Source organism: Streptomyces sp. RPT161, assembly GCF_027533845.1.
Classification (GTDB): Bacteria; Actinomycetota; Actinomycetes; order Streptomycetales; family Streptomycetaceae; genus Streptantibioticus_A; species Streptantibioticus_A silvisoli_A.
The window spans coordinates 859,865-878,774 of the sequence record NZ_JAPZVN010000001.1; the positions used below are offsets into that span (position 1 = coordinate 859,865).

At 71.4% G+C, this 18,910-nt stretch carries 18 protein-coding genes and 1 tRNA gene; 5 read left to right on the forward strand and 14 right to left on the reverse strand.

Features of this window, described 5'->3' with window-relative positions; genetic code table 11:
* Nucleotides 1–91: 91 nt before the first annotated feature.
* Nucleotides 92–1,597, forward strand: coding sequence for a protein kinase domain-containing protein (locus O5O46_RS03950; protein ID WP_269853764.1), 1,506 nt, complete (start codon nt 92–94; stop codon nt 1,595–1,597).
* Nucleotides 1,598–1,647: 50 nt separating this feature from the next.
* Here the strand turns inward: O5O46_RS03950 and O5O46_RS03955 are convergent, their stop codons facing one another.
* Complete coding sequence (locus O5O46_RS03955) at nt 1,648–2,721, reverse strand: S1 family peptidase (RefSeq protein WP_443072371.1); 1,074 nt, start codon at nt 2,719–2,721, stop codon at nt 1,648–1,650.
* 289 nt (nt 2,722–3,010) lie between these two features.
* Nucleotides 3,011–3,093: transfer RNA gene (locus tag O5O46_RS03960), tRNA-Tyr, on the reverse strand.
* Nucleotides 3,094–3,324: 231 nt separating this feature from the next.
* Here O5O46_RS03960 and O5O46_RS03965 point away from each other — a divergent pair.
* Nucleotides 3,325–3,813 (forward strand): YajQ family cyclic di-GMP-binding protein, encoded by a 489-nt coding sequence (locus O5O46_RS03965; RefSeq protein WP_269853766.1) that lies wholly within the window; start codon nt 3,325–3,327, stop codon nt 3,811–3,813.
* A gap of 40 nt (nt 3,814–3,853) precedes the next feature.
* Here the strand turns inward: O5O46_RS03965 and O5O46_RS03970 are convergent, their stop codons facing one another.
* The 12 genes from O5O46_RS03970 to O5O46_RS04025 all read right to left on the reverse strand — a co-directional run bounded on the left by O5O46_RS03970 (nt 3,854) and on the right by O5O46_RS04025 (nt 15,065).
* Entirely contained in the window at nt 3,854–4,246 is a 393-nt protein-coding gene (locus O5O46_RS03970; RefSeq protein ID WP_269853767.1) for a YccF domain-containing protein, read from the reverse strand.
* Nucleotides 4,243–5,103: a zinc metalloprotease HtpX gene (gene htpX / locus O5O46_RS03975; protein WP_269853768.1), complete on the reverse strand. Its 861-nt coding sequence runs from the start codon at nt 5,101–5,103 to the stop codon at nt 4,243–4,245. Before htpX ends, O5O46_RS03970 begins: the two co-directional genes overlap by 4 nt.
* A 143-nt stretch (nt 5,104–5,246) precedes the next feature.
* Nucleotides 5,247–6,758, reverse strand: coding sequence for an NADH-quinone oxidoreductase subunit N (locus tag O5O46_RS03980; protein ID WP_269853769.1), 1,512 nt, complete (start codon nt 6,756–6,758; stop codon nt 5,247–5,249).
* Nucleotides 6,758–8,371 carry a complex I subunit 4 family protein gene (locus O5O46_RS03985; RefSeq protein ID WP_269853770.1) on the reverse strand — a complete coding sequence of 538 codons (1,614 nt, stop codon included), beginning with the start codon at nt 8,369–8,371 and terminating at the stop codon, nt 6,758–6,760. The genes O5O46_RS03980 and O5O46_RS03985 overlap by 1 nt, the downstream gene beginning before the upstream one ends.
* A 3-nt stretch (nt 8,372–8,374) precedes the next feature.
* Entirely contained in the window at nt 8,375–10,348 is a 1,974-nt protein-coding gene (locus O5O46_RS03990) for an NADH-quinone oxidoreductase subunit 5 family protein (protein ID WP_269853771.1), read from the reverse strand.
* Nucleotides 10,345–10,755: an NADH-quinone oxidoreductase subunit NuoK gene (nuoK, locus tag O5O46_RS03995; protein WP_269853772.1), complete on the reverse strand. Its 411-nt coding sequence runs from the start codon at nt 10,753–10,755 to the stop codon at nt 10,345–10,347. The genes O5O46_RS03990 and nuoK overlap by 4 nt, the downstream gene beginning before the upstream one ends.
* On the reverse strand, nt 10,755–11,372 hold the full coding sequence (locus O5O46_RS04000; RefSeq protein ID WP_269853773.1) for an NADH-quinone oxidoreductase subunit J family protein: 618 nt from the start codon (nt 11,370–11,372) through the stop codon (nt 10,755–10,757). Before O5O46_RS04000 ends, nuoK begins: the two co-directional genes overlap by 1 nt.
* A complete protein-coding gene (locus O5O46_RS04005) occupies nt 11,369–11,935 on the reverse strand; it encodes a NuoI/complex I 23 kDa subunit family protein (protein ID WP_269853774.1) in 567 nt (188 codons plus the stop codon). The genes O5O46_RS04000 and O5O46_RS04005 overlap by 4 nt, the downstream gene beginning before the upstream one ends.
* 64 nt (nt 11,936–11,999) lie before the next feature.
* Nucleotides 12,000–12,962 carry a complex I subunit 1/NuoH family protein gene (locus tag O5O46_RS04010; protein WP_269853775.1) on the reverse strand — a complete coding sequence of 321 codons (963 nt, stop codon included), beginning with the start codon at nt 12,960–12,962 and terminating at the stop codon, nt 12,000–12,002.
* Nucleotides 12,959–14,041 carry an NADH-quinone oxidoreductase subunit C gene (locus O5O46_RS04015; RefSeq protein ID WP_269853776.1) on the reverse strand — a complete coding sequence of 361 codons (1,083 nt, stop codon included), beginning with the start codon at nt 14,039–14,041 and terminating at the stop codon, nt 12,959–12,961. Before O5O46_RS04015 ends, O5O46_RS04010 begins: the two co-directional genes overlap by 4 nt.
* On the reverse strand, nt 14,038–14,667 hold the full coding sequence (locus tag O5O46_RS04020) for an NADH-quinone oxidoreductase subunit B (RefSeq protein WP_269853777.1): 630 nt from the start codon (nt 14,665–14,667) through the stop codon (nt 14,038–14,040). Before O5O46_RS04020 ends, O5O46_RS04015 begins: the two co-directional genes overlap by 4 nt.
* A complete protein-coding gene (locus O5O46_RS04025; RefSeq protein ID WP_269853918.1) occupies nt 14,658–15,065 on the reverse strand; it encodes an NADH-quinone oxidoreductase subunit A in 408 nt (135 codons plus the stop codon). Before O5O46_RS04025 ends, O5O46_RS04020 begins: the two co-directional genes overlap by 10 nt.
* Nucleotides 15,066–15,340: 275 nt before the next feature.
* On the opposite strand from O5O46_RS04025, the gene O5O46_RS04030 reads away from it, so the two are divergent.
* From O5O46_RS04030 to O5O46_RS04040, 3 genes are all read left to right on the forward strand, one after another.
* On the forward strand, nt 15,341–16,549 hold the full coding sequence (locus O5O46_RS04030; protein ID WP_269853778.1) for a sensor histidine kinase: 1,209 nt from the start codon (nt 15,341–15,343) through the stop codon (nt 16,547–16,549).
* A 105-nt stretch (nt 16,550–16,654) separates the two neighbouring features.
* Nucleotides 16,655–17,974: a sensor histidine kinase gene (locus O5O46_RS04035; RefSeq protein WP_269853779.1), complete on the forward strand. Its 1,320-nt coding sequence runs from the start codon at nt 16,655–16,657 to the stop codon at nt 17,972–17,974.
* A 100-nt stretch (nt 17,975–18,074) separates the two neighbouring features.
* The gene (locus O5O46_RS04040; protein WP_269853919.1) at nt 18,075–18,734 is read left to right on the forward strand and encodes a response regulator transcription factor; all 660 of its coding nucleotides are present in this window, start codon (nt 18,075–18,077) and stop codon (nt 18,732–18,734) included.
* The last annotated feature ends 176 nt before the right edge of the window (nt 18,735–18,910 follow it).

Genomic DNA, 18,910 nt, shown 5'->3' on the forward strand with positions numbered 1-18,910 from the left:
GGTGCCATGTCCGCACCCCACGGCGCGCCTCCGGGTGCCACTCGAACGCAACGTAAGCTGCACGCAAAGCCGCTGGAGCGAGGAGGAGCGGGTGGGGCGGGACGCGATGCTCGGCGGGCGCTACGAGCTGGTCGAGCGGCTCGGTCAGGGCGGCATGGGCACGGTCCACCGTGCCGTGGACCACCGGCTGCGGCGCACGGTGGCCATCAAGCTGATGTCCGCGGAGCTGGCCCACCACCCGGAGTCGCGGGCGAGGTTCCAGCGCGAGGCGCACGCCGTGGCGGCGCTGAACCACTCCGCGGTGGCCACCATCCACGACGTCGCAGAGGAACCGGACCCCGAGGGTCCGCGGCCGTACCTGGTCATGGAGTACGTGCCGGGCGGCACCCTCGCCGAGGCGCTGCGCGCCGGGCCGCTCCCGATCAGCCGGGCGGTCACCCTGGCCGGCGAGGTGCTCGACGCCCTGGGGCACAGCCATCAACACGGCATCGTGCATCGGGACATCAAGCCGTCGAACATCATGCTCACCGGCCCCACCACGGTGAAGGTCCTCGACTTCGGCATCGCCAAGGCGCTCACCGAGGCCGCCACCCGGCTCACGGGCAGCGGCGCCGCGCCCGGCACGCCCGCGTACCTCTCACCCGAGCAGATCAGCGGCGGCGAGATCGACCACCGGGCGGACCTGTACGCCATGGGTTGCCTGCTGTACGAACTGCTCACCGGGGCACCGCCGTTCCGGGCCGACTCGCCGTTCGCCGTGATGCACCAGCATGTGTACGCCGAGCCGGTGCCGGTCTCCCGGCTGCGCGCCGAGGTGCCGCCGGCGGTGGAGGCGGTGATCGCACGGGCGCTGCGCAAGGATCCGGCGGATCGTTTCGCCGATGCGGAGTCCATGCGGGCCGCACTGACGGATGCGGTCGACCAGGCGGCGGCTCCCGTACCGGTGCCGGCGCCCGAGCAGGAGGCGGCCGTACCGGCGCGGGCACCTGTTCAGGAGGCGGCTCGAAATCCCGTACCAGAACCCGGGTTCAGCGCCGGTAAACGGCTCAGGCACGCGCTGCGGCCTTCCAGCGCGGGTGCGTTGGCGCTGGTCGGGTGCGTACTGTCGTTCCTGTGCGCCCGTGCGCAGACGGTGGAGACCGCGCACTTCGGTCAAGTCGCCGTGGCGGCGGGCCTGTTGGGACTTGCCGCGCTACCGGTATCACCCCGGCTGTCCTGCGTGGTCGCCTGGGGGCCGGTGGCCGAGGCCGTCGCGGTCAACTCCGAGCTACGGCGGGCGAACCTCGGGTGGGACAGCTCGTACGCCAGCATCGCCCTGATGCTGGCGATGGCCTCCGCCGTCTGCCTCGCCCGCGCGGCCCGTGTCCGCGGTGACGCCGCCTTCGCGGTGGTCGCCTTCTGGCTCACCGCCACTTCGGCGATCTGGTACTTCCTGGACGACCTGCGCAAGCTCGTCGTCTTCTACCTGCTGCTGGCGGCGGCCACCGCCGCGGCGGGCGCCCAGGAACTCGCCGGGTGGTACCGCCGCCGGACGGTACGCCGCCGAGCGCCCGCCCGGGTGCCGCGTACCCCCGCCCGCGTACCGACCGTCGGTTAGCGCCGTCGCGGCGGCTCAAGCCGTCCACCGCGACGGCGCGCGGCCGGGAGTCAGGGGAGCTGTGCCCCGAACGCCTGGAGGGCCTGCGGTACCGGCTGGTAGAAGGTCTCACCGCCCGTGGTGCAGTTGCCGCTGCCGCCCGAGGTGAGCCCCAGAGCGCTGGCGCCGTCGAACAGCGGGCCGCCGGAGTCGCCCGGCTCGGCGCACACATCGGTCTGGATCAGTCCGTTGACCTGGCCTTCCGAGTAGTTGACCGTGGCGTTCAGACCGGTGACACGGCCGGAGTGCACACCGGTGGTGGAGCCGCTGCGCTGGACCGACTCGCCGGTGATGGCGTCGGCGGACTGGGTGATGGGCTGTGTTCCGCCGCTGTAGAGGTCCACCGCGCTGGGGTGGCCGACAGCGGCGGTGTACCGCACCAGCGCGTAGTCGTGGCCGGGGAAGGTGGACGCCTCGGTGACCGCCATCTGCGGGCCGTTCTGGGTCGCGGACCAGCTGCTGACGGCGTTGCCGCAGTGCCCGGCGGTCAGGAAGTACGGCTGGCCGCCCTTGACGACGTTGAACCCGAGCGAGCAGCGCGCGGTGCTGCCCCAGATCGCGTCGCCGCCCGCGATCAGCGGTCTGAGCTGCGCCGACGTTCTGCGTACCGCCACCCCGTCGCCGAGCGACCTGGCGACCGCGGTCAGCCTCACCATGTCCGTGGCCGAGACCGTGCGGTCGGCGGTCACCACCACCTGGTTGACCCGTGGGTCCTCGGCCCATGCGGTGCCGGGAATGGCGGCCTGGGCGTCGAGCACCGCGCGGTCGGCCTCCAGCCGGGCCTGCGAGTTGCGCACCAGCTTCGGTACGGCGCCGGCGTCGCGCACGGTGGCGGCGGAGCCGTTGTCGAGGACGTTGACCACGAGCCGCCGCGTCGCGGCGTCGTAGTAGGAACCGGCCGCGGCGCCCTTCAGCTTCGCGGCCAGGGTGGTGGCCAGATGTGCGGCCTGAACTGCGGAGACGGGATTCGGGGCGGGGGCGGGTGACGCACTGGCGTGCTGCGGGGCGAGCGTCACAGCCATGAGAGCGGCGGCCGCCGCACCGAACAGGGCTGCGCGCGGCGCAGGCATCCGACGGTTCTTCAACTCAGGACCTCCAGAGGGGCAGTGGGCCTGACAACGGCGCCGCTCAGCACCGAAGAACCGACAAATGCCACATCTCCGGCAAAGCCACGCCTGTCCTCAGAGTCTGCCGTCCAGGTCTCCCCGCCACCCGTGGTCGGCACATCAAGTACGGACCACGTTCACCCGTACGTGGTCGCCGCACTCCCCCGAGACCCGCGCGCCCGCGCCGCCCGACCGGCGACACCCCGCACCCGAAAACGCAACGGCCCCCGACCCGCGCTTCCGCGGGCCAGGGGCCGTTTCTTCCATGTGGCGGCGGCAGGGTTCGAACCTGCGTAGGCGTAAGCCGACAGATTTACAGTCTGCTCCCTTTGGCCGCTCGGGCACACCGCCAGGAAAGTCGTTGCTCGGACCCCGCTCGCGCGGAACTCCGTGGCAACGACGTAAACGATACCTGATGACCGGGGGTGGTCCGCCACCCGGTTGATCAGCACCGCGGCGGGTGGCGATGGCTACCCTTGCGGGTACGGCCCGGGCGCGCGGCGTGTGGTCCGCACCGGTGGTGTGCGCCCGCTCGTCCCCGGTCCGTTCCCCCGAGCATCCGACGCAAGGAGCCAACTGAACATGGCCGACTCCAGTTTCGACATCGTCTCAAAGGTCGAGCGGCAGGAGGTCGACAACGCCCTCAACCAGGCCGTCAAGGAGATCTCGCAGCGCTACGACTTCAAGGGCGTCGACGCCTCGATCGCATGGTCGGGCGAGAAGATCGAGATGCGCGCCAGCGGCGAGGAGCGGGTCAAGGCGGTCCTCGACATCTTCCAGTCCAAGCTGGTCAAGCGCGGGATCTCGCTGAAGGCACTGAAGGCGGGCGACCCGCAGGCGTCCGGCAAGGAGTACAAGATCATCGCCTCCCTGGAGGAGGGGATCTCACAGGAGAACGCCAAGAAGGTCGCCAAGATCATCCGCGACGAGGGCCCGAAGGGCGTCAAGGCCCAGGTCCAGGGCGACGAACTCCGCGTCAGCTCCAAGAGCCGCGACGACCTCCAGGCCGTCATCGCCCTCCTGAAGGGCAAGGACCTGGACTTCGCGCTCCAGTTCGTCAACTACCGCTGAGCGCTGCCCCCAGAGGCCTCACCGCAACCGCGGTGAGGCCTCAGCGGGTGGCGAAGGGGCGGTCGGTGGGGACGACCTCGCGGCCCAGGGGCATCAGGGAGATCGGGATCAGCTTGAAGTTGGCGATGCCCAGCGGGATGCCGATGATCGTGAGGCACAGCGCGATGCCGGTGACGATGTGGCCGATGGCCAGCCAGAGTCCGGCGAGGATCAGCCACACCAGGTTGCCGAGGAACGAGCCGACGCCCGCGTCCCGCCGTACCACCGTGGTACGGCCGAAGGGCCACAGCGCGAAGCCCGCGATGCGGAACGCGGCGATGCCCCACGGGATCGTGATGATCAACACCAGCATCACGAGTCCGGCCACCGCGTAGCCGATGGCCATCCAGATGCCGCAGAGCAGCAGCCAGATGATGTTGAGCAGGGTCTTCACCGGCGACCTCCGGCCATTTCCTCCAGGCGGGCGATGCGCTCCGCCATCGGCGGGTGAGTGGAGAACAGCTTGGACGCGTCCGCGGCACGGAACGGGTTGGCGATCATCATGTGGCTGGTGGTCTCCAGCCGCGGCTCCGGCGGCAGCGGAAGCTGCTGGGTGCCGATCTCCAGCTTGTGCAGCGCGGAGGCCAGGGCGAGGGGGTCGCCGGTGAGCCGGGCGCCCGAGGCGTCCGCCTCGTACTCCCGGGAACGGCTGACCGCGAGCTGGATCAAGGAGGCCGCGAGCGGGCCCAGGATCATCATCAGGAGCATGCCGACGATGCCGGGGCCCTCGTCGTCCTCGGAGCGGCCGATCGGGATCAGCCAGGCGAAGTTGACGAGGAACATCACCACGGAGGCGAGCGCTCCGGCGACCGACGAGATCAGGATGTCGCGGTTGTAGACATGGCTGAGCTCATGGCCGATGACACCGCGCAACTCGCGCTCGTCCAGGATCCGCAGGATGCCCTCCGTGCAGCAGACGGCGGCGTTGCGCGGGTTGCGGCCGGTGGCGAAGGCGTTGGGGGCCTCGGTCGGGGAGATGTACAGCCGGGGCATGGGCTGCCGGGCGGCGGTCGACAGTTCGCGGACCATGCGGTACAGCGCGGGCGCCTCGAACTCGCTGACCGGGCGGGCCCGCATCGACCGCAGGGCGAGCTTGTCACTGTTCCAGTACGCGTACGCGTTGGTGCCCAGCGCCACGAGTACGGCGACGACCAGGCCGGTTCGCCCGAAGAAGCTGCCCACGATGATGATGAGCGCGGACAGTCCCCCGAGGAGTACGGCGGTCTTCAGCCCGTTGTGCCGGCGGTGCACGGTAGCCCTCCAAGACGTGCGGCGGGAACTCTCCTTCCACCCTCCAGTGGACCCTCCCGTACTGGTCAACGCCACGCGGAAGCCCCCGGTTCCCCGGGGGCCTCCCGTCTGCCGTCCCCTTACGGGTGAACCTCACGCGGGACCTAGAACAGCGAGCCGGAGGCGAACCGCAGCACCAGTTGGGGCGCACCGGACAGCGCGACGCCGACCACCGCGGCGGCCGCGATGGCGGCCGTGAGGGAGGCCGGAGCGCGCACCACCGGCGCCGCCTCTCCGGCGGCCGGCTCGGGCCGTGCGAACAGCAGGGCCGTCCAGCGCAGGTAGTAGTAGAGCGCGATCACCACGTTGACCGCCATGATCACCGCGAGCCAGCCCAGACCGGCGTCGACCGCCGAGGAGAAGACCACGACCTTGGCGAACAGCCCGATGATCCCCGGCGGCAACCCGGCCAGGCAGAGCAGGAAGAACGCCAGCGCCAGGGCGGCGAGCGGTCGCCTGGCGTACAGGGCGCGGTAGTCGGCGATACGGTTCAGCGCGTGGGAGCGCAGCACCAGCGCCGCGACCCCGAACGCGCCTAGGTTCACCACCGCGTACATCAGCGCGTACGACACCGTCGCGCCGATCTGGTGGCCCTGGTCGCTGACGTAGCCCGCGGCGGCCAGCGGGACCAGCAGATAGCCCGCCTGGCCGATCGAGGACCAGGCCAGCAGCCGCACCGCGCTGCGCGCCTGTTCAGGACGCTGGCGCAGGGCGGCCACGTTCCCCACGCTCATGGTGAGCGCGGCGAGCACGGCGAGCGCCGGACCCCACACGTCCCCGTACGGCCGGAAGCCGATGACCGTCACCAGGATCAGCCCGGAGAAGCCCGCGGCCTTGCCCACCACCGACAGGTACGCGGCGACCGGAAGCGGCGCCCCCGCATAGGTGTCCGGCACCCAGAAGTGGAAGGGCGCGACGGCGAGTTTGAACGCGAAGCCCACCAAAGTGAGCACCGCGCCGGTCCTGGCGAGGGTGGCCAGTTGTGCGGGCGCGTGGCTGAGCCCGTCGGCCACCGCGGTCAGGTGCAGGGTGCCGGTGGCCGCGTAGACGAAGCTCACGCCCAGCAGCATCACGGCCGTCGCCGTGACCGAGGACAGGAAGAACTTCAGCGCGGCCTCGCTGGACAGCCGGTCCCCGCGCCGCAGTCCGACCAGTGCGAACGACGGCAGCGAGACGACCTCAAGCGCCACCACCAGGGTCGCCAGGTCACGGGAGGCGGGCAGCAGCGCGGCGCCCGCCGCGGAGGACAGCAGCAGGAACCAGAACTCCCCTGGCGGCAGCCGGTCCTGGTTGTGCAGCGACAGCAGCGCGGTCAGCAACGCGCCGCCGATCACCAGGAGTTGGATGGCCAGCGTGAAGTGATCCGCCACGTAACTGCAGTTGTGCGCACCGGTGGTGAGGCAGAAGGTGCTCCGGTCGCCGTTGAGCAGCGGCAGCAACGCCAGTCCCGCCAGGACCAACCCGCCCACCGCGGCCCAGCCGAGCAGCGGTTTGCGTGCCTCGTCGGTGAACAGGTCGGCGACCAGCACGGCCAGCGCGACGACCGCCAGGATCGTGGGCGGGGCGACCGCGAGCCAGTCGACGGACTGGACCAGCCCTCCGGCGAGTTCGGTCATCAGTGGCCTCCCAGCAGGGTGCGTACGGCCGGGTCGGTGAGGCCGAGGAGCGCGGCGGGCCACAGGCCCGCCAGGACGGTGAGCGCGACCAGCGGGGACCACGTGGCGAACTCGAAGCCGCGTACGTCGGCCAGCCGCACGGTCTCTGCACCGCGGTCGCCCATGCACACCCGGCGCACCACGCCGAGCAGATAGGCGGCGGTGAGCAGGGTGCCGAAGGCGGCCAGCGCCATGAACGTCAGATACGCCGGGCGGCTGAGCCCCGCCGCCGGGTGGAAGGAGCCGAACATGGCGAGCATCTCGCCCCAGAACCCGGCCAGCCCCGGCAGCCCGAGCGAGGCGACGGCGCCGAAGGCGAGCAGCCCGCCCAGGCGTGGCGCGGTGCCGTAGAGCGCGGCGCCGCCGTCACCCGCGAGCTGGTCCAGGTCGGTGCTGCCGTAGCGCTCCTTGACCGCGCCGACCAGGAAGAACAGCAGGCCGGTGATCAGACCGTGGGCGATGTTGGCGAACAGCGCGCCGTTGACCCCGGTCGGGGTGAGCGTCGCGATGCCGAGCAGCACGAAGCCCATGTGGCCGACGGAGGAGTAGGCGATCAGCCGCTTGAGGTCGCCCCCGCTGCCCTTGCGGCCGAGCGCCAGGCAGGCCAGCGAACCGTAGAGGATGCCGACGACGGCGAACGCGGCCAGATACGGCGCGAAGAAGTGCGCGCCCTGCGGTGCGATCGGCAGCACGATCCGCACCAGTCCGTAGGTGCCCATCTTCAGCAGCACACCGGCGAGCAGTACCGAACCGGTGGTGGGCGCGGCGGTGTGGGCGTCCGGCAACCAACTGTGCAGCGGCCACATCGGTGCCTTGACGGCCAGGCCGAGGCCGATGGCGAGCACCGCGATGATCTGGGTGCTGTGGCTGAGCTTCGAGCCGTTGTCAGTGGCCAGTGCCACCATGTCGAAGGTGCCTGCCTTGAGCCCGATCAACAGCAGGCCCAGCAGCATGACGACGGAGCCGAGCAGCGTGTAGAGGATGAACCGGAAGGCGGCGCGGTCCACCCGGGAACGGGCGCGAAGCGCTTCCTCAGAAGGGTGGTGGCCGGAGACGGGCGAGCCCTCGCCGCCCCACCGGGCGATGAGGAAGTACATCGGGATGAGCACCATCTCGAACGCCAGGAAGAACAGCATCAGGTCGAGCACCGCGAAGGTGCCCAGGGTGCCGGCCTCCAGGACGAGGAGGAGTGCGACGAACGCCTTGGGGGTGGGCCCCTCGGGCATCTTGAAGTAGGCGTGCAGAGCGCACAGGAAGGTCAGCAGCGCGGTGAGGACGATCAGCGGAAGCGAGACGCCGTCCACCCCGAGGTGGATACGGATGTGCAGCGCCGGAATCCAGCTGAGGTCGGTGGTGCCCTGCATACGCGCCGAGTGGCCGTAGTCGAACCCGGCCGCCAGCATGATCGACAGCAGCAGTACCGCACCGGTGACGGACACGCCGTGCCGTAGCACGGCCTGGTCGGGGTCGCGGCCCTTGAGCCCGGGCGGGGCGGGCAGCAGGGCGCCGATCGCGCCCAGCAGGGGCAGGACGACCAGCGCCACGAGGGCGTACTGCAAGGCGGTGTCGTTCACGGCTCAGGCTCCGGTGGCGACGAGGACGGCGAGGACGACGGCGCCGGCGAGCAGTGCGCTGAGGTAGGTCTGCACATTGCCGGTCTGTGCGCGGCGGACCACCGCGCCCAGCAGCCGGGGGGTGGCTCCTGCGCCCTGTACGTACGTCTCGACGACCTCGCGGTCGAGGAAGCGGACAAGGCTGGCCGCGGCGAGCACGGGACGGACGAACAGCGCCGAGTACACGGCGTCGAGGTGGAAGCCGTGTGCCGCGTGCCGGTGCAGCGGGCCGAGGAGCAGTCGGCCCGGGTCGGCGGGGTCGGGGGCGGCGGCGATGTCGCCGTACGTCCGCTCATGGGTGGCGATGGCGACCGCCTCGGTGGCGCCGGGTTCGGGCTCGACATCGGTGATCACGGCGAGCGGAGCGCGGCGCGCCGCGGTGACCCGCCAGGCCGCGCTGGTGACCGCGACTCCGACCAGTGCCAGGCCGAGCCCGACGATCGAGGTGGTCAGGGTGGGGGTGAGCGGCGTGCCGTCGAACCACTTCGGCAGCGCGCCGACGGTCACACCCAGGGCCAGTGCGGGGATCGCCAGCACCCACAGCACCGCGTTCATCACCACCGGCTGCCGGTGCGCCTCCGGGGCCTGACCGCCGCTGCCGCGGAAGGCCAGCAGATACAGCCGGGTCGCGTAGGCCGCGGTGAGCAGGGCGGTAGCCAGGCCCGCGATGAGTACCGTCCAGCCGACCGCCACCGGTACGTGCGGCTGGTGGCCGCCCGCGGCGTGTTCGGCGGCGCGCAGCACGGACTCCTTGGAGAAGAACCCGGAGAACGGCGGCAGCGCGGCCAGCGCGGCCAGCGCGACGGTGAACGTCCACATCGCGTCCGGCACCCGGTCGCGCAGGTCGCGCATCCGGGACATGGCGGCCAGCGAGTTGGTGCCCGCGGCGTGGATCAGTACGCCCGCGCCGAGGAACAGCAGGGCCTTGAACGCACCGTGGCTGAGCAGGTGGAAGACGGCGGCGCTACGGTCGCCGACGGCCAGCGCACCGGTCATGTAGCCGAGCTGCCCGATGGTGGAGTACGCCAGGACGCGCTTGATGTCGTCCTGCGCCAGCGCTGCGAGCGCCGAGCCGATCATGGTGACCGCGGCCATGGCCGCCAGTACGGCCAGCGCGGCGGCGGACAGCGCGAAGACCGGCAGCAGCCGGGCGATGAAGTAGACACCGGCCGCGACCATGGTGGCCGCGTGGATCAGCGCGGAGACCGGGGTGGGGCCCGCCATCGCGTCCGGCAGCCAGGTGTGCAGCGGGAACTGCGCGGACTTGCCCGCCACGCCGCCGAGCAGCAGCAGCGCGATCAGCGTGGGGTGGTGCAGTTGCCCGCCTGCGGCCGCGGTGAGGATTCCGTTGATCCGGAACGTCCCCGCGTCCGCGGCGAGCGCGAAGATGCCGATCAGGAACGGCACGTCGCCGAGCTTGGTGACCAGGAACGCCTTGATCGACGCCGATCGGGCCTGCGGGGTCTCCCAGTAGTGCCCGACCAGGAAGTACGAGCAGATGCCCATGACCTCCCAGCCGACCAGCAGCACCATCAGGTCGCCCGAGTAGACGACCAGCAGCATCGCCGCCGTGAACAGCGAGACCAGGGCCGCGTACGACGGATAGCGCGGATCGTCGCGCAGATAGCCGGTGGAGTAGATCTGCACGCAGGTCGCCACCAGCCCCACCAGCACCGCGATCAGCACCGAGAAGCCGTCGAGGTGCAGCGCCAGGTCGATGGGGACGGAGCCGGTCGGGGTGAGCCGGGTGCCCGCGTCGGTCGCCGGGCCGGTGCCCTGGCGTACCGCCACCAGCGCGGCGAGGACGAACGCGGCGAGCGTGGGCAGCACCGCCAGCGGCCGTACGAAGCCGGGCGCCCGGCGGCCCAGCAGCAGCCCGGCGGCGGCGCCCAGGAACGGTAGGAGGGGGACGAGGGCGGCGAGGGTCGTCAGGGTCACGCGGTCTGCTCCCTGGCGCGAAGTGCCTGCTCAGCGGCGGTGTCGGCGGGATTGTCAGTGGGGGGTGCGATGCTGGCGGAGCCAGCGTCGGGAAGGGTCCCGGTGTCGGCCAGATCGGTGAGCTTGTCCACGTCCGAGGTGCCCCGGTTGCGGTAGACGAGCAGCACGATCGCCAGGCCGATGCCGATCTCCGCGGCGGCGATGGTGATGGTGAACAGGGTGAGCGCCTGGCCCGCGTGCAGGGTGTCGCGGAGCCAGACGTCGAAGGCCACGAGGTTGAGGTTGACGGCGTTGAGCATCAGCTCGACGGACATCAGGACAAGGATCGCGTTGCGCCGGGCGAGGACCCCGTACAGGCCGACGCAGAACAGGAGGACGGCGAGGACGGCCGGATAGGCGAGGTGCATCAGCTCTCCCCGGTCTTCCGCTTGGACAGCGCACCGAGCCCGGACAGCGCTCCGAGCTTGGCCGAGGCGGCACGCCTGGCCGGGGCGCCCTGCTTGGACAGCACGATCGCGCCGACGAGCGCGGCCAGCAGCAGTACGGACAGCGCCTCGAACGGCAGCACCCAGTGCCGGAAGAGGACCGTGCCGGTCACCTTGGTCGATCCCTGGGCGGCGCCACCCAGGTCGATCCAGGTCGAGCGGAACGCGTCCACGACCACCCACACCAGCGTGGCCGCGGCGGCCACGGCCACGGCGAGAGCCACCCAGCCGTTGCCGGAATCGGCGTCCGGGGAGCGGCCGATGGGGGCCCTGGTGAGCATCAGCCCGAACAGAAGGAGGACGACCACGGAACCGACATAGATCAACACCTGTACCCAGGCGATGAACTCGGCGGTCAGCAGCAGGTACTCGATGGCGAGTCCACCCAGTGCCACCACCAACCACAGCGCCGCGTGCACCAGTTGCCTGGTGGTCACGGTGACCAGGGCCGCGCCGAGCGTGGCGATCCCGACGAGCACGAAGGCGATCTCCACCCCCGACGGCGACATGAAGCCGGGGTGTCCTACGGCGAGGGTCATGCGTCGCCCTCCCGTGGCTCCGTCTCCTGGGCGGCCTCCTGCGCGGCGGCCAGCTTCTCCGCCGTCTTGCGGGCGGCGGCGATCTCCTTCGGCTCCTCGGCACCGGGGTCGAGGGCGGGCGGAGTCGGCACCGTCCACATCCACTGGCGGAGCTTGTCCCGCTCGTGGGTCAGCTCCCGGATGTCGGTCTCGGCGTACTCGAACTCCGGCGACCAGAACAGCGCGTCGAAAGGACAGACCTCGATGCAGATACCGCAGTACATGCACAGCGAGAAGTCGATGGCGAAGCGGTCCAGGACGTTGCGACTGCGCTCCCGTCCGCCGGGCGCGGCGGGCGGCACCGTCTCCTTGTGGGAGTCGATGTAGATGCACCAGTCCGGGCACTCGCGGGCGCACAGCATGCAGACCGTGCAGTTCTCCTCGAACAGCGCGATCACCCCGCGGCTGCGCGGCGGCAGTTGCGGCGCAGCGTCCGGGTACTGGTGGGTGACCGAGCGACGGGTCATCGTCCGCAGGGTGACGGCCAGCCCCTTGGCCAGCCCGTGTCCGGGAACGGGACTCATGCGAGCACCTCGCTTCGCTCGGTGCGGCAATCGCCCAGGACGCACCTTTCCATGATTGGCTCGCTCATGAGATCACCACCTTGACGATGCCGGTGAGCGCGATCTGGGCGAGGGCGAGCGGGATCAGCACGGTCCAGGCGAGCTTCTGCAACTGGTCCTCACGCAGCCGTGGATAGCTCACCCGCAGCCAGATGACGACGAAGGCGAGCAACGCGGTCTTCACCAGGGTCCACAGCCAGCCGAGGCTGCCGGACAGCGGTCCGTGCCAACCGCCGAGGAACAGCACGGTGGTCAGCGCGCACAGCACGACGATGCCCGCGTACTCGGCGAGCAGGAACAGCGCGAACCGCAGTCCGGTGTACTCGGTGTAGGCGCCGAAGATGATCTCGGAGTCGGCGACCGGCATGTCGAACGGCGGACGTTGCAGTTCCGCGAGGCCCGCGGTGAAGAACACCAGCCCGCCGACGATCTGCCAGGGGATCCACCACCAGTGGAAGGCCTGCACGATCCCGGGCAGTGAGACCGTACCCGCCGCCATCGCGACCGATCCCGCGGCGAGCAGCATCGGCAGTTCGTAGGCCATGAGTTGGGCGGCGGTCCGCAAGGCGCCCAGAAGGGAGAACTTGTTGGCCGAGGCCCAGCCCGCCATGAGGGAACCCAGCACGCCGACGCCCATCACGGCGAGCACGAAGAACAACCCGGCGTCGATGGCCTGCCCGACGAACCCGTTCGGGCCGACCGGGATGGCGATCAGCACCAGCAGGTACGGCAACAGGGAGACCGCCGGGGCGAGTTGGAAGATCCGTCGGTCGGCGCCCGCCGGAACCACGTCTTCCTTCTGCGCGAACTTCACGCCGTCCGCGACGAGTTGTGCCCAGCCGTGGAAGCCGCCCGCGTACATCGGACCGAGTCGGCCCTGCATATGGGCCATGACCTTGTGCTCGGTCTGACCGACGACCAGCGGCAGCACCAGGAAGACCACCAGGACGGCGACCAACCGCAAAATGACGTCAAGGGTGCCGTTCACTGCGTGTCGCCTCCTTCGTCGCTCGGGCCTTCGGCCGTGTCGGTCCCAGGCCGCGGTTCGGCGGCGCCCGGCTCCGGCGCGGCCGGTCGCGTAGCCTCCGGTTCCGGCGCGCCCTGCTTGGCGGCACCCGTTCGCGGCGCCGCGTCCGGCGTGGCGGGCCCCGGTTCCGGCGCCTCCGGCTGCGCGGACTGCGGCTCCGCGGCCTCCGGCTTCGCCGGTTCCGCGGCCTGCCGGGGCTGGTTCCACGGCGCGTCGGAAGTGCGCCTGCGCGCAGCCGGACGCTCCGGGGCGGGCACGCCCTCGGCCGAGGGCTCCACAGCGCGCTGGCTGGCCGACCCCTCGGAGACGCTGCGGGCACGCCGCGCCGGACGCTCGGCGGCCGCACCCGCGGCCGCCGCCTGGCTGGCCGAGCCCTCGGAGACGCTGCGGGTGCGCCGCGCCGGGCGCTCGCCGGCTGCGGTCGCGCGGGCGGGCCGGGCCGGGGCGGGCGGGAGTTGGCCCTTGAGCGGTCCCCACTCGTTGGGGTCGGGCACGCCGGGCGGCAGCATCTGCCGCCGCTTCGGGCCCCCGTGCGCGGCTCCCGCCGCGGGCTCCCCAGGCTCCTTCGCACCCGGCCAGGGCTTGGCCACCCGCGCCGCCAAAACGAAGTCCTTGCGCAGCGGATGCCCCTCGAAGCCGTCGGGGAGCAGCAGTGGAACCAGGTGCGGGTGGCCGGTGAAACCGACGCCGAACATCTCGTGCGTCTCCCGCTCGTGCCAGGCGGCACCGGCGTAGACCCCGGTGGCGGTGGGCAGTTCGGGCGCGTCGTGCGGCACGGTGGTGCGCAGCACGAGGTGCCGGACGCTGCCGTGCCCGGGCGCGGCGACGTGCGCGCAGACCAGGAAGCCGGTACCGGGCTCGTCGACCGCGCTCAGCCAGTCGAAGTAGGTGCAGCCCAGCTCGTCGCGGGCGGTCACCAGCGCGGCGATCCACGAGGCGGCCGGGACGTCCACGGTGAGCAGGCCGTACGCCTCCTCCGCCGTCGCCTCCGCGCCGAAGATCTCGGCGGCGGCCTCGGGCAGCCGGTCGAACGCGGTCATCTGCCGCCCTCCCCGGCCGGTGCGTCCGCCGAGGGCGCGGGCGGCGCGGGCACCAGTCCGCTGCTCAACGCGGCGGCCGACGGCCGCCCGGCGCCCGCACCGTCCCCGTACCGCTCGCTGAGCGACTCGCGGGCGATCTTCTCCTGGAGCTTGAGGATGCCCTGGAGCAGCGCCTCGGGCCGCGGCGGGCAGCCGGGCACGTAGACGTCGACCGGGATGATCTGGTCGACGCCCTTGGTGACGGAGTACGAGTCCCAGTACGGGCCGCCGCAGTTGGAGCAGGCGCCGAAGGAGATGACGTACTTCGGTTCCGGCATCTGCTCGTAGAGCCGCTTGACCGCGGGCGCCATCTTGTCGGTCACGGTGCCGGAGACGATCATCAGGTCCGCCTGCCGGGGACCGGGGGCGAACGGGATGACCCCGAGCCGGATGAAGTCGTGCCGGGCCATCGACGCGGCGATGAACTCGATCGCGCAGCAGGCCAGGCCGAAGTTGAAGACCCACAGGCTGTAGCGGCGGCCCCAGTTGAGCACCACCTTCATCGGCTCGGGGGCCAGCCGGGCCAGCGTGCCGAGCCGCCTGGGCTCCAGCAGCGGCAGGGGGGTGGTCTGCGGCGTCACGTCCATTCCAGGACGCCCTTCTTCCATGCGTACAGCAGCCCGACGGCGAGGAAGCCGATGAAGACGAACATCTCCACCAGCGTGGTGCCGCCGAACCCGGGTGCGGCGAAGACCGTCGCCCACGGGAACAGATAGATCGCGTCCACAGCGAAGATCACGTAGAGGAAGGAGTAGACGTAGTAGCGGATCTGGGTCTGCGCCCAGCCCTCGCCGACCGGGTCGACACCGCACTCGTACGTCAGCATCTTCTCCCGCGTCGGCGCCACCGGCCGCAGCAGATGTCCGGCCGCGAACGCCACGGCGACGAAGAGTACGCCGACGACGGCTACCAGGCCGACGACGGAGTAGGCGTGGAAGTACCCCGCCGCCAGGTGCGCGTCAACCGCGCCCCTGACACCGCCCACGGCGTCGGCGCTCGCCACGGTGGCCACGGTCGCCTCCGGCACGTCCGCCCCTCGTTCCTCTTCCGTCCCAGTGTCCCGTCCAGCGTCCGGGACGATGCCTGGGAGGTTTCTTTAGACTCTTTAGACGATCTGTACGCACGCGAGTCTATGGCCTGCCCAGGACGGCGGACCGCCGAGGGACGCGGGTGCGTACGACCGCTGGTGGGGAAAACCCCACCTTGTCCCCCCAACACCCCCCATGGCGCCGCCCCCGACGAGCCGGGCAGTCTTACATCATGAACACCCGTGCCCTGGACGAGACCGCCCCCGAGAGTGCCCAGGACGACGAGTCCCAGCCGCTGCCGCCGGCGCGGCTGGTGTTCGGCGCGGCGACGTGGAAGGAGATCGCGCATCTCCTGGTGAACCTGCCGGTCGACCTGGTCTGCTTCGCCTACGTCGTGATCATCCTCACCCTGGGCATCGGTCTGTCGGTGACGGTGATCGGCCTGCCGCTGCTCGCGGGCGGGCTGCTGGGCTGCCGGCTGCTGGGCCGGATGGAGCGGGCCCGGGTGCGCGGGCTGCTGGGGGTGCGGATCGACGAGCCGCGGCGGCTGCGGTCCCGGGACGGCGGCTTCTTCGGCTGGCTGTGGACCACGATCAAGGATCCGGTGGCCTGGCGGCACGCGCTGTACTTCTTCATCCGGCTGCCGTGGGGCGTGCTGACCTTCGCGCTGGCGGTGGTCCTGCTGCTCGTCGGCTGGCCGGTGCTGCCGTGGGCGGCCCGCGGGCTGGGCAACGCCGACCGGGCGATGGCCCGGGGTCTGCTGTCGCCGTCGGACGAACTGGAGCGGCGGATCGCCGAGTTGGAGAGCGACCGGGGCACGGTGGTCGACACCGCCGCCGCCGACCTGCGCCGTATCGAACGCGATCTGCACGACGGCGCCCAGGCCCGGCTCGTCGCCCTCGCCATGGACCTCGGCCTGGCCAAGGAGAAGCTCACCGAGGACCCGGAAGCGGCCGCCCGGATGGTCGGCGAGGCGCACGGCGAGGTGAAGCTGGCCCTCCAGGAGCTGCGCGACCTGGCCCGCGGCATCCATCCGGCGGTGCTCACCGACCGGGGCCTGGACGCCGCGCTGTCCTCGGTGGCGGCGCGCTGCACGGTGCCGGTGCGGGTGGTCGCCGACCTGCCGACCCGGCCGGCCGCGGCGATCGAGGGCATCGCCTACTTCACCGTCTCCGAACTGCTCACCAACATCAGCAAGCACAGCGGTGCCAGCACCGGCAGCGTGGACGTGTGGCGCTCCGACGAGCGGCTGCTGATCCAGGTGCGGGACGACGGCCGGGGCGGCGCCTCAGCCGACGCGGGCAGCGGCCTGGCGGGCCTGGCCGAACGGCTGGACGCGGTGGACGGGCTGCTGGTGGTCGACTCCCCGCGCGGCGGCCCGACCACCATCACAGCCGAACTGCCCTGGCGGGACCGGGAGAACGCCGGAGCCGCACGGTAGGGATATCCCCCGCCCCAAGACGCCGATCCGCACCATGGGCCGAGGCCGCCCGTTCCACGACGCTGGAAGCACACCGAACCACAGTGAGTAGGACGGACACGAACGATGGCGACAGGCTATCCCGACACGCGGTATCCCGACCACACGCGCTCCCGGGTGCCCGCGGTGCTGCGTGCCCCGCTGGAGGGCCGCACCTGGCGCGAGTTCCTGTACCTGATCCTCAACCTGCCGATGGGCGTCGTCGGCTTCGTCTACGTGGTGACGATGCTGTCCTGCGGCGCCGGACTGCTGATCACCTTCCTCGGGGTGCCGGTGCTGGCCGCGATGCTGGCGGGCTGCCTGGGCCTGGGCCATGTGGAGCGGAGCCGGGCCCGGGGGCTGCTGCGGCTGGACGTCGCTGATCCGGAACCGGTGCGGCGCGGCCGCGGGCTGATGGCCTGGGTGGGCGGCCTGTTCAAGTCCGGCACCTCGTGGCGGCATGTGCTCTACGCGTTCCTGCTGTTCCCCTGGGGCGTTTTCACCTTCTGCGTCTCCGTGGTGCTGTGGACGTACGGCTGGGCGGCGCTGACCTATCCGCTGTGGCAGTGGGTCTTCCCGGCCTACGTCCACCAGCCGGGGCTCCAGCTGTACGGGGACGTCGACCATTCCGTCTACCTGGACGGTCCGGTCAGGGTCGCGCTCACCTCGCTGGCCGGGCTGCTGCTGGTGCTGGGCACGCCGTGGGTGATCCGCGGTCTGGTCGCCGTGGACCGGCTGATGGTCTCCGTGCTGCTCGGCCCGTCCCGGCTGGCCACCCGGGTGCACGAGCTGGAGACGGACCGCGGCACGGTGGTGGACACCGCCGCCGCCGACCTGCGCCGCATCGAACGCGATCTGCACGACGGCGCCCAGGCCCGGCTCGTCGCCCTCGCCATGGACCTCGGCCTGGCCAAGGAGAAGCTCACCGAGGACCCGGAGGCGGCCGCCCGGATGGTGGACGAGGCGCACGGCGAGGTGAAGACCGCGCTCCAGGAGCTGCGCGACCTGGCCCGCGGCATCCACCCGGCGATCCTCACCGACCGCGGCCTGGGCCCGGCACTGTCCGCGGTGGCGGCCCGCTGCACGGTCCCGGTGAACGTCACCGTCGAGCTGCCCGCCCGACCGGTGCCCGCGATCGAGGGCATCGCCTACTTCACCGTCTCCGAGCTGCTCACCAACGTCAGCAAGCACAGCGGGGCCAGCCGGGCCACCGTCGACATCTGGCGGGCGGAGGGCCGGATGCTGCTCCAGGTGGCCGACAACGGCCGCGGCGGCGCCTCAGCCGACGCGGGCAGCGGCCTGGCGGGCCTGGCCGAGCGCCTGGACGCGGTCGACGGCCTGCTCGTCGTCGACTCCCCGCCCGGCGGCCCCACCCGCATCACCGCCGAGCTTCCCTGGCGGGCGTGAGCCGAGGACAGCGCCTTCCCCCGAATCCTGGGATGCTGGACGGCGAAAGCCGACCGGCATGGGCAAGAGGACCTGGGGGAAGCGAGCAGTGGTGGACAGGGTGCGGGTGGTCATCGCCGAGGATTCGGTACTGCTTCGGGAGGGCCTGACCCGCCTGCTGACCGACCGGGGGCACGAGGTCGTCGCGGGCGTCGGCGACGCGGAGGCGCTGCTCAAGGTGGTCGGCGAACTGGCCGACGAGGACGCGCTGCCGGACGTCGTGGTGGCCGACGTGCGGATGCCGCCCACCCACACCGACGAGGGCGTCAGGGCGGCCGTGCGGCTGCGCCGCGACCATCCGTCGGTGGGCGTGCTGGTGCTGTCGCAGTACGTGGAGGAGCAGTACGCCACCGAGCTGCTGGCCGGATCGAGCCGCGGAGTGGGCTATCTGCTCAAGGACCGGGTGGCCGAGGTCCGCGAGTTCGTGGACGCGGTGGTACGGGTGGCCGCGGGCGGCACCGCGCTCGACCCGGAGGTGGTCGCCCAGCTGCTGGGCCGCAGCCGCAAGCAGGACGTACTGGCCGGGCTGACCCCGCGCGAGCGGGAGGTGCTGGGGCTGATGGCCGAGGGCCGGACGAACTCGGCGATCGCCAAGCAGCTGGTGGTCTCCGACGGTGCCGTGGAGAAGCACGTGAGCAACATCTTCCTGAAGCTGGGGCTGGCGCCCAGTGACGGGGATCACCGTCGTGTTCTGGCCGTTCTCACTTACCTGAACTCCTGAGGGTCTGACACGGTGTCACCCGAGCCGCCGGCCGCGCGGTCGGCGGTCATAAGAAGCGGCCGGATTTCCACCCCGTGAAGGGACGCAAGCAGGACTAAAGGGCGTCGTGACAGCGTTGTACTGACTCGGCGCCCAGCAAGCGAAATGCGCCAGGAAGGTCACCCTTACCGACGTAA

What these genes read in the sequence shown, in the direction of transcription:
- O5O46_RS04005 (WP_269853774.1), bottom strand. Translation starts at nt 11,935, where the DNA reads ATGAGTCCCGTTCCCGGACACGGGCTGGCCAAGGGGCTGGCCGTCACC.
- O5O46_RS04015 (WP_269853776.1), bottom strand. Translation starts at nt 14,041, where the DNA reads ATGACCGCGTTCGACCGGCTGCCCGAGGCCGCCGCCGAGATCTTCGGC.
- O5O46_RS03965 (WP_269853766.1), top strand. Translation starts at nt 3,325, where the DNA reads ATGGCCGACTCCAGTTTCGACATCGTCTCAAAGGTCGAGCGGCAGGAG.
- O5O46_RS04000 (WP_269853773.1), bottom strand. Translation starts at nt 11,372, where the DNA reads ATGACCCTCGCCGTAGGACACCCCGGCTTCATGTCGCCGTCGGGGGTG.
- O5O46_RS04035 (WP_269853779.1), top strand. Translation starts at nt 16,655, where the DNA reads ATGGCGACAGGCTATCCCGACACGCGGTATCCCGACCACACGCGCTCC.
- O5O46_RS04030 (WP_269853778.1), top strand. Translation starts at nt 15,341, where the DNA reads ATGAACACCCGTGCCCTGGACGAGACCGCCCCCGAGAGTGCCCAGGAC.
- O5O46_RS04020 (WP_269853777.1), bottom strand. Translation starts at nt 14,667, where the DNA reads ATGGACGTGACGCCGCAGACCACCCCCCTGCCGCTGCTGGAGCCCAGG.
- nuoK (WP_269853772.1), bottom strand. Translation starts at nt 10,755, where the DNA reads ATGCACCTCGCCTATCCGGCCGTCCTCGCCGTCCTCCTGTTCTGCGTC.
- O5O46_RS03980 (WP_269853769.1), bottom strand. Translation starts at nt 6,758, where the DNA reads ATGACCGAACTCGCCGGAGGGCTGGTCCAGTCCGTCGACTGGCTCGCG.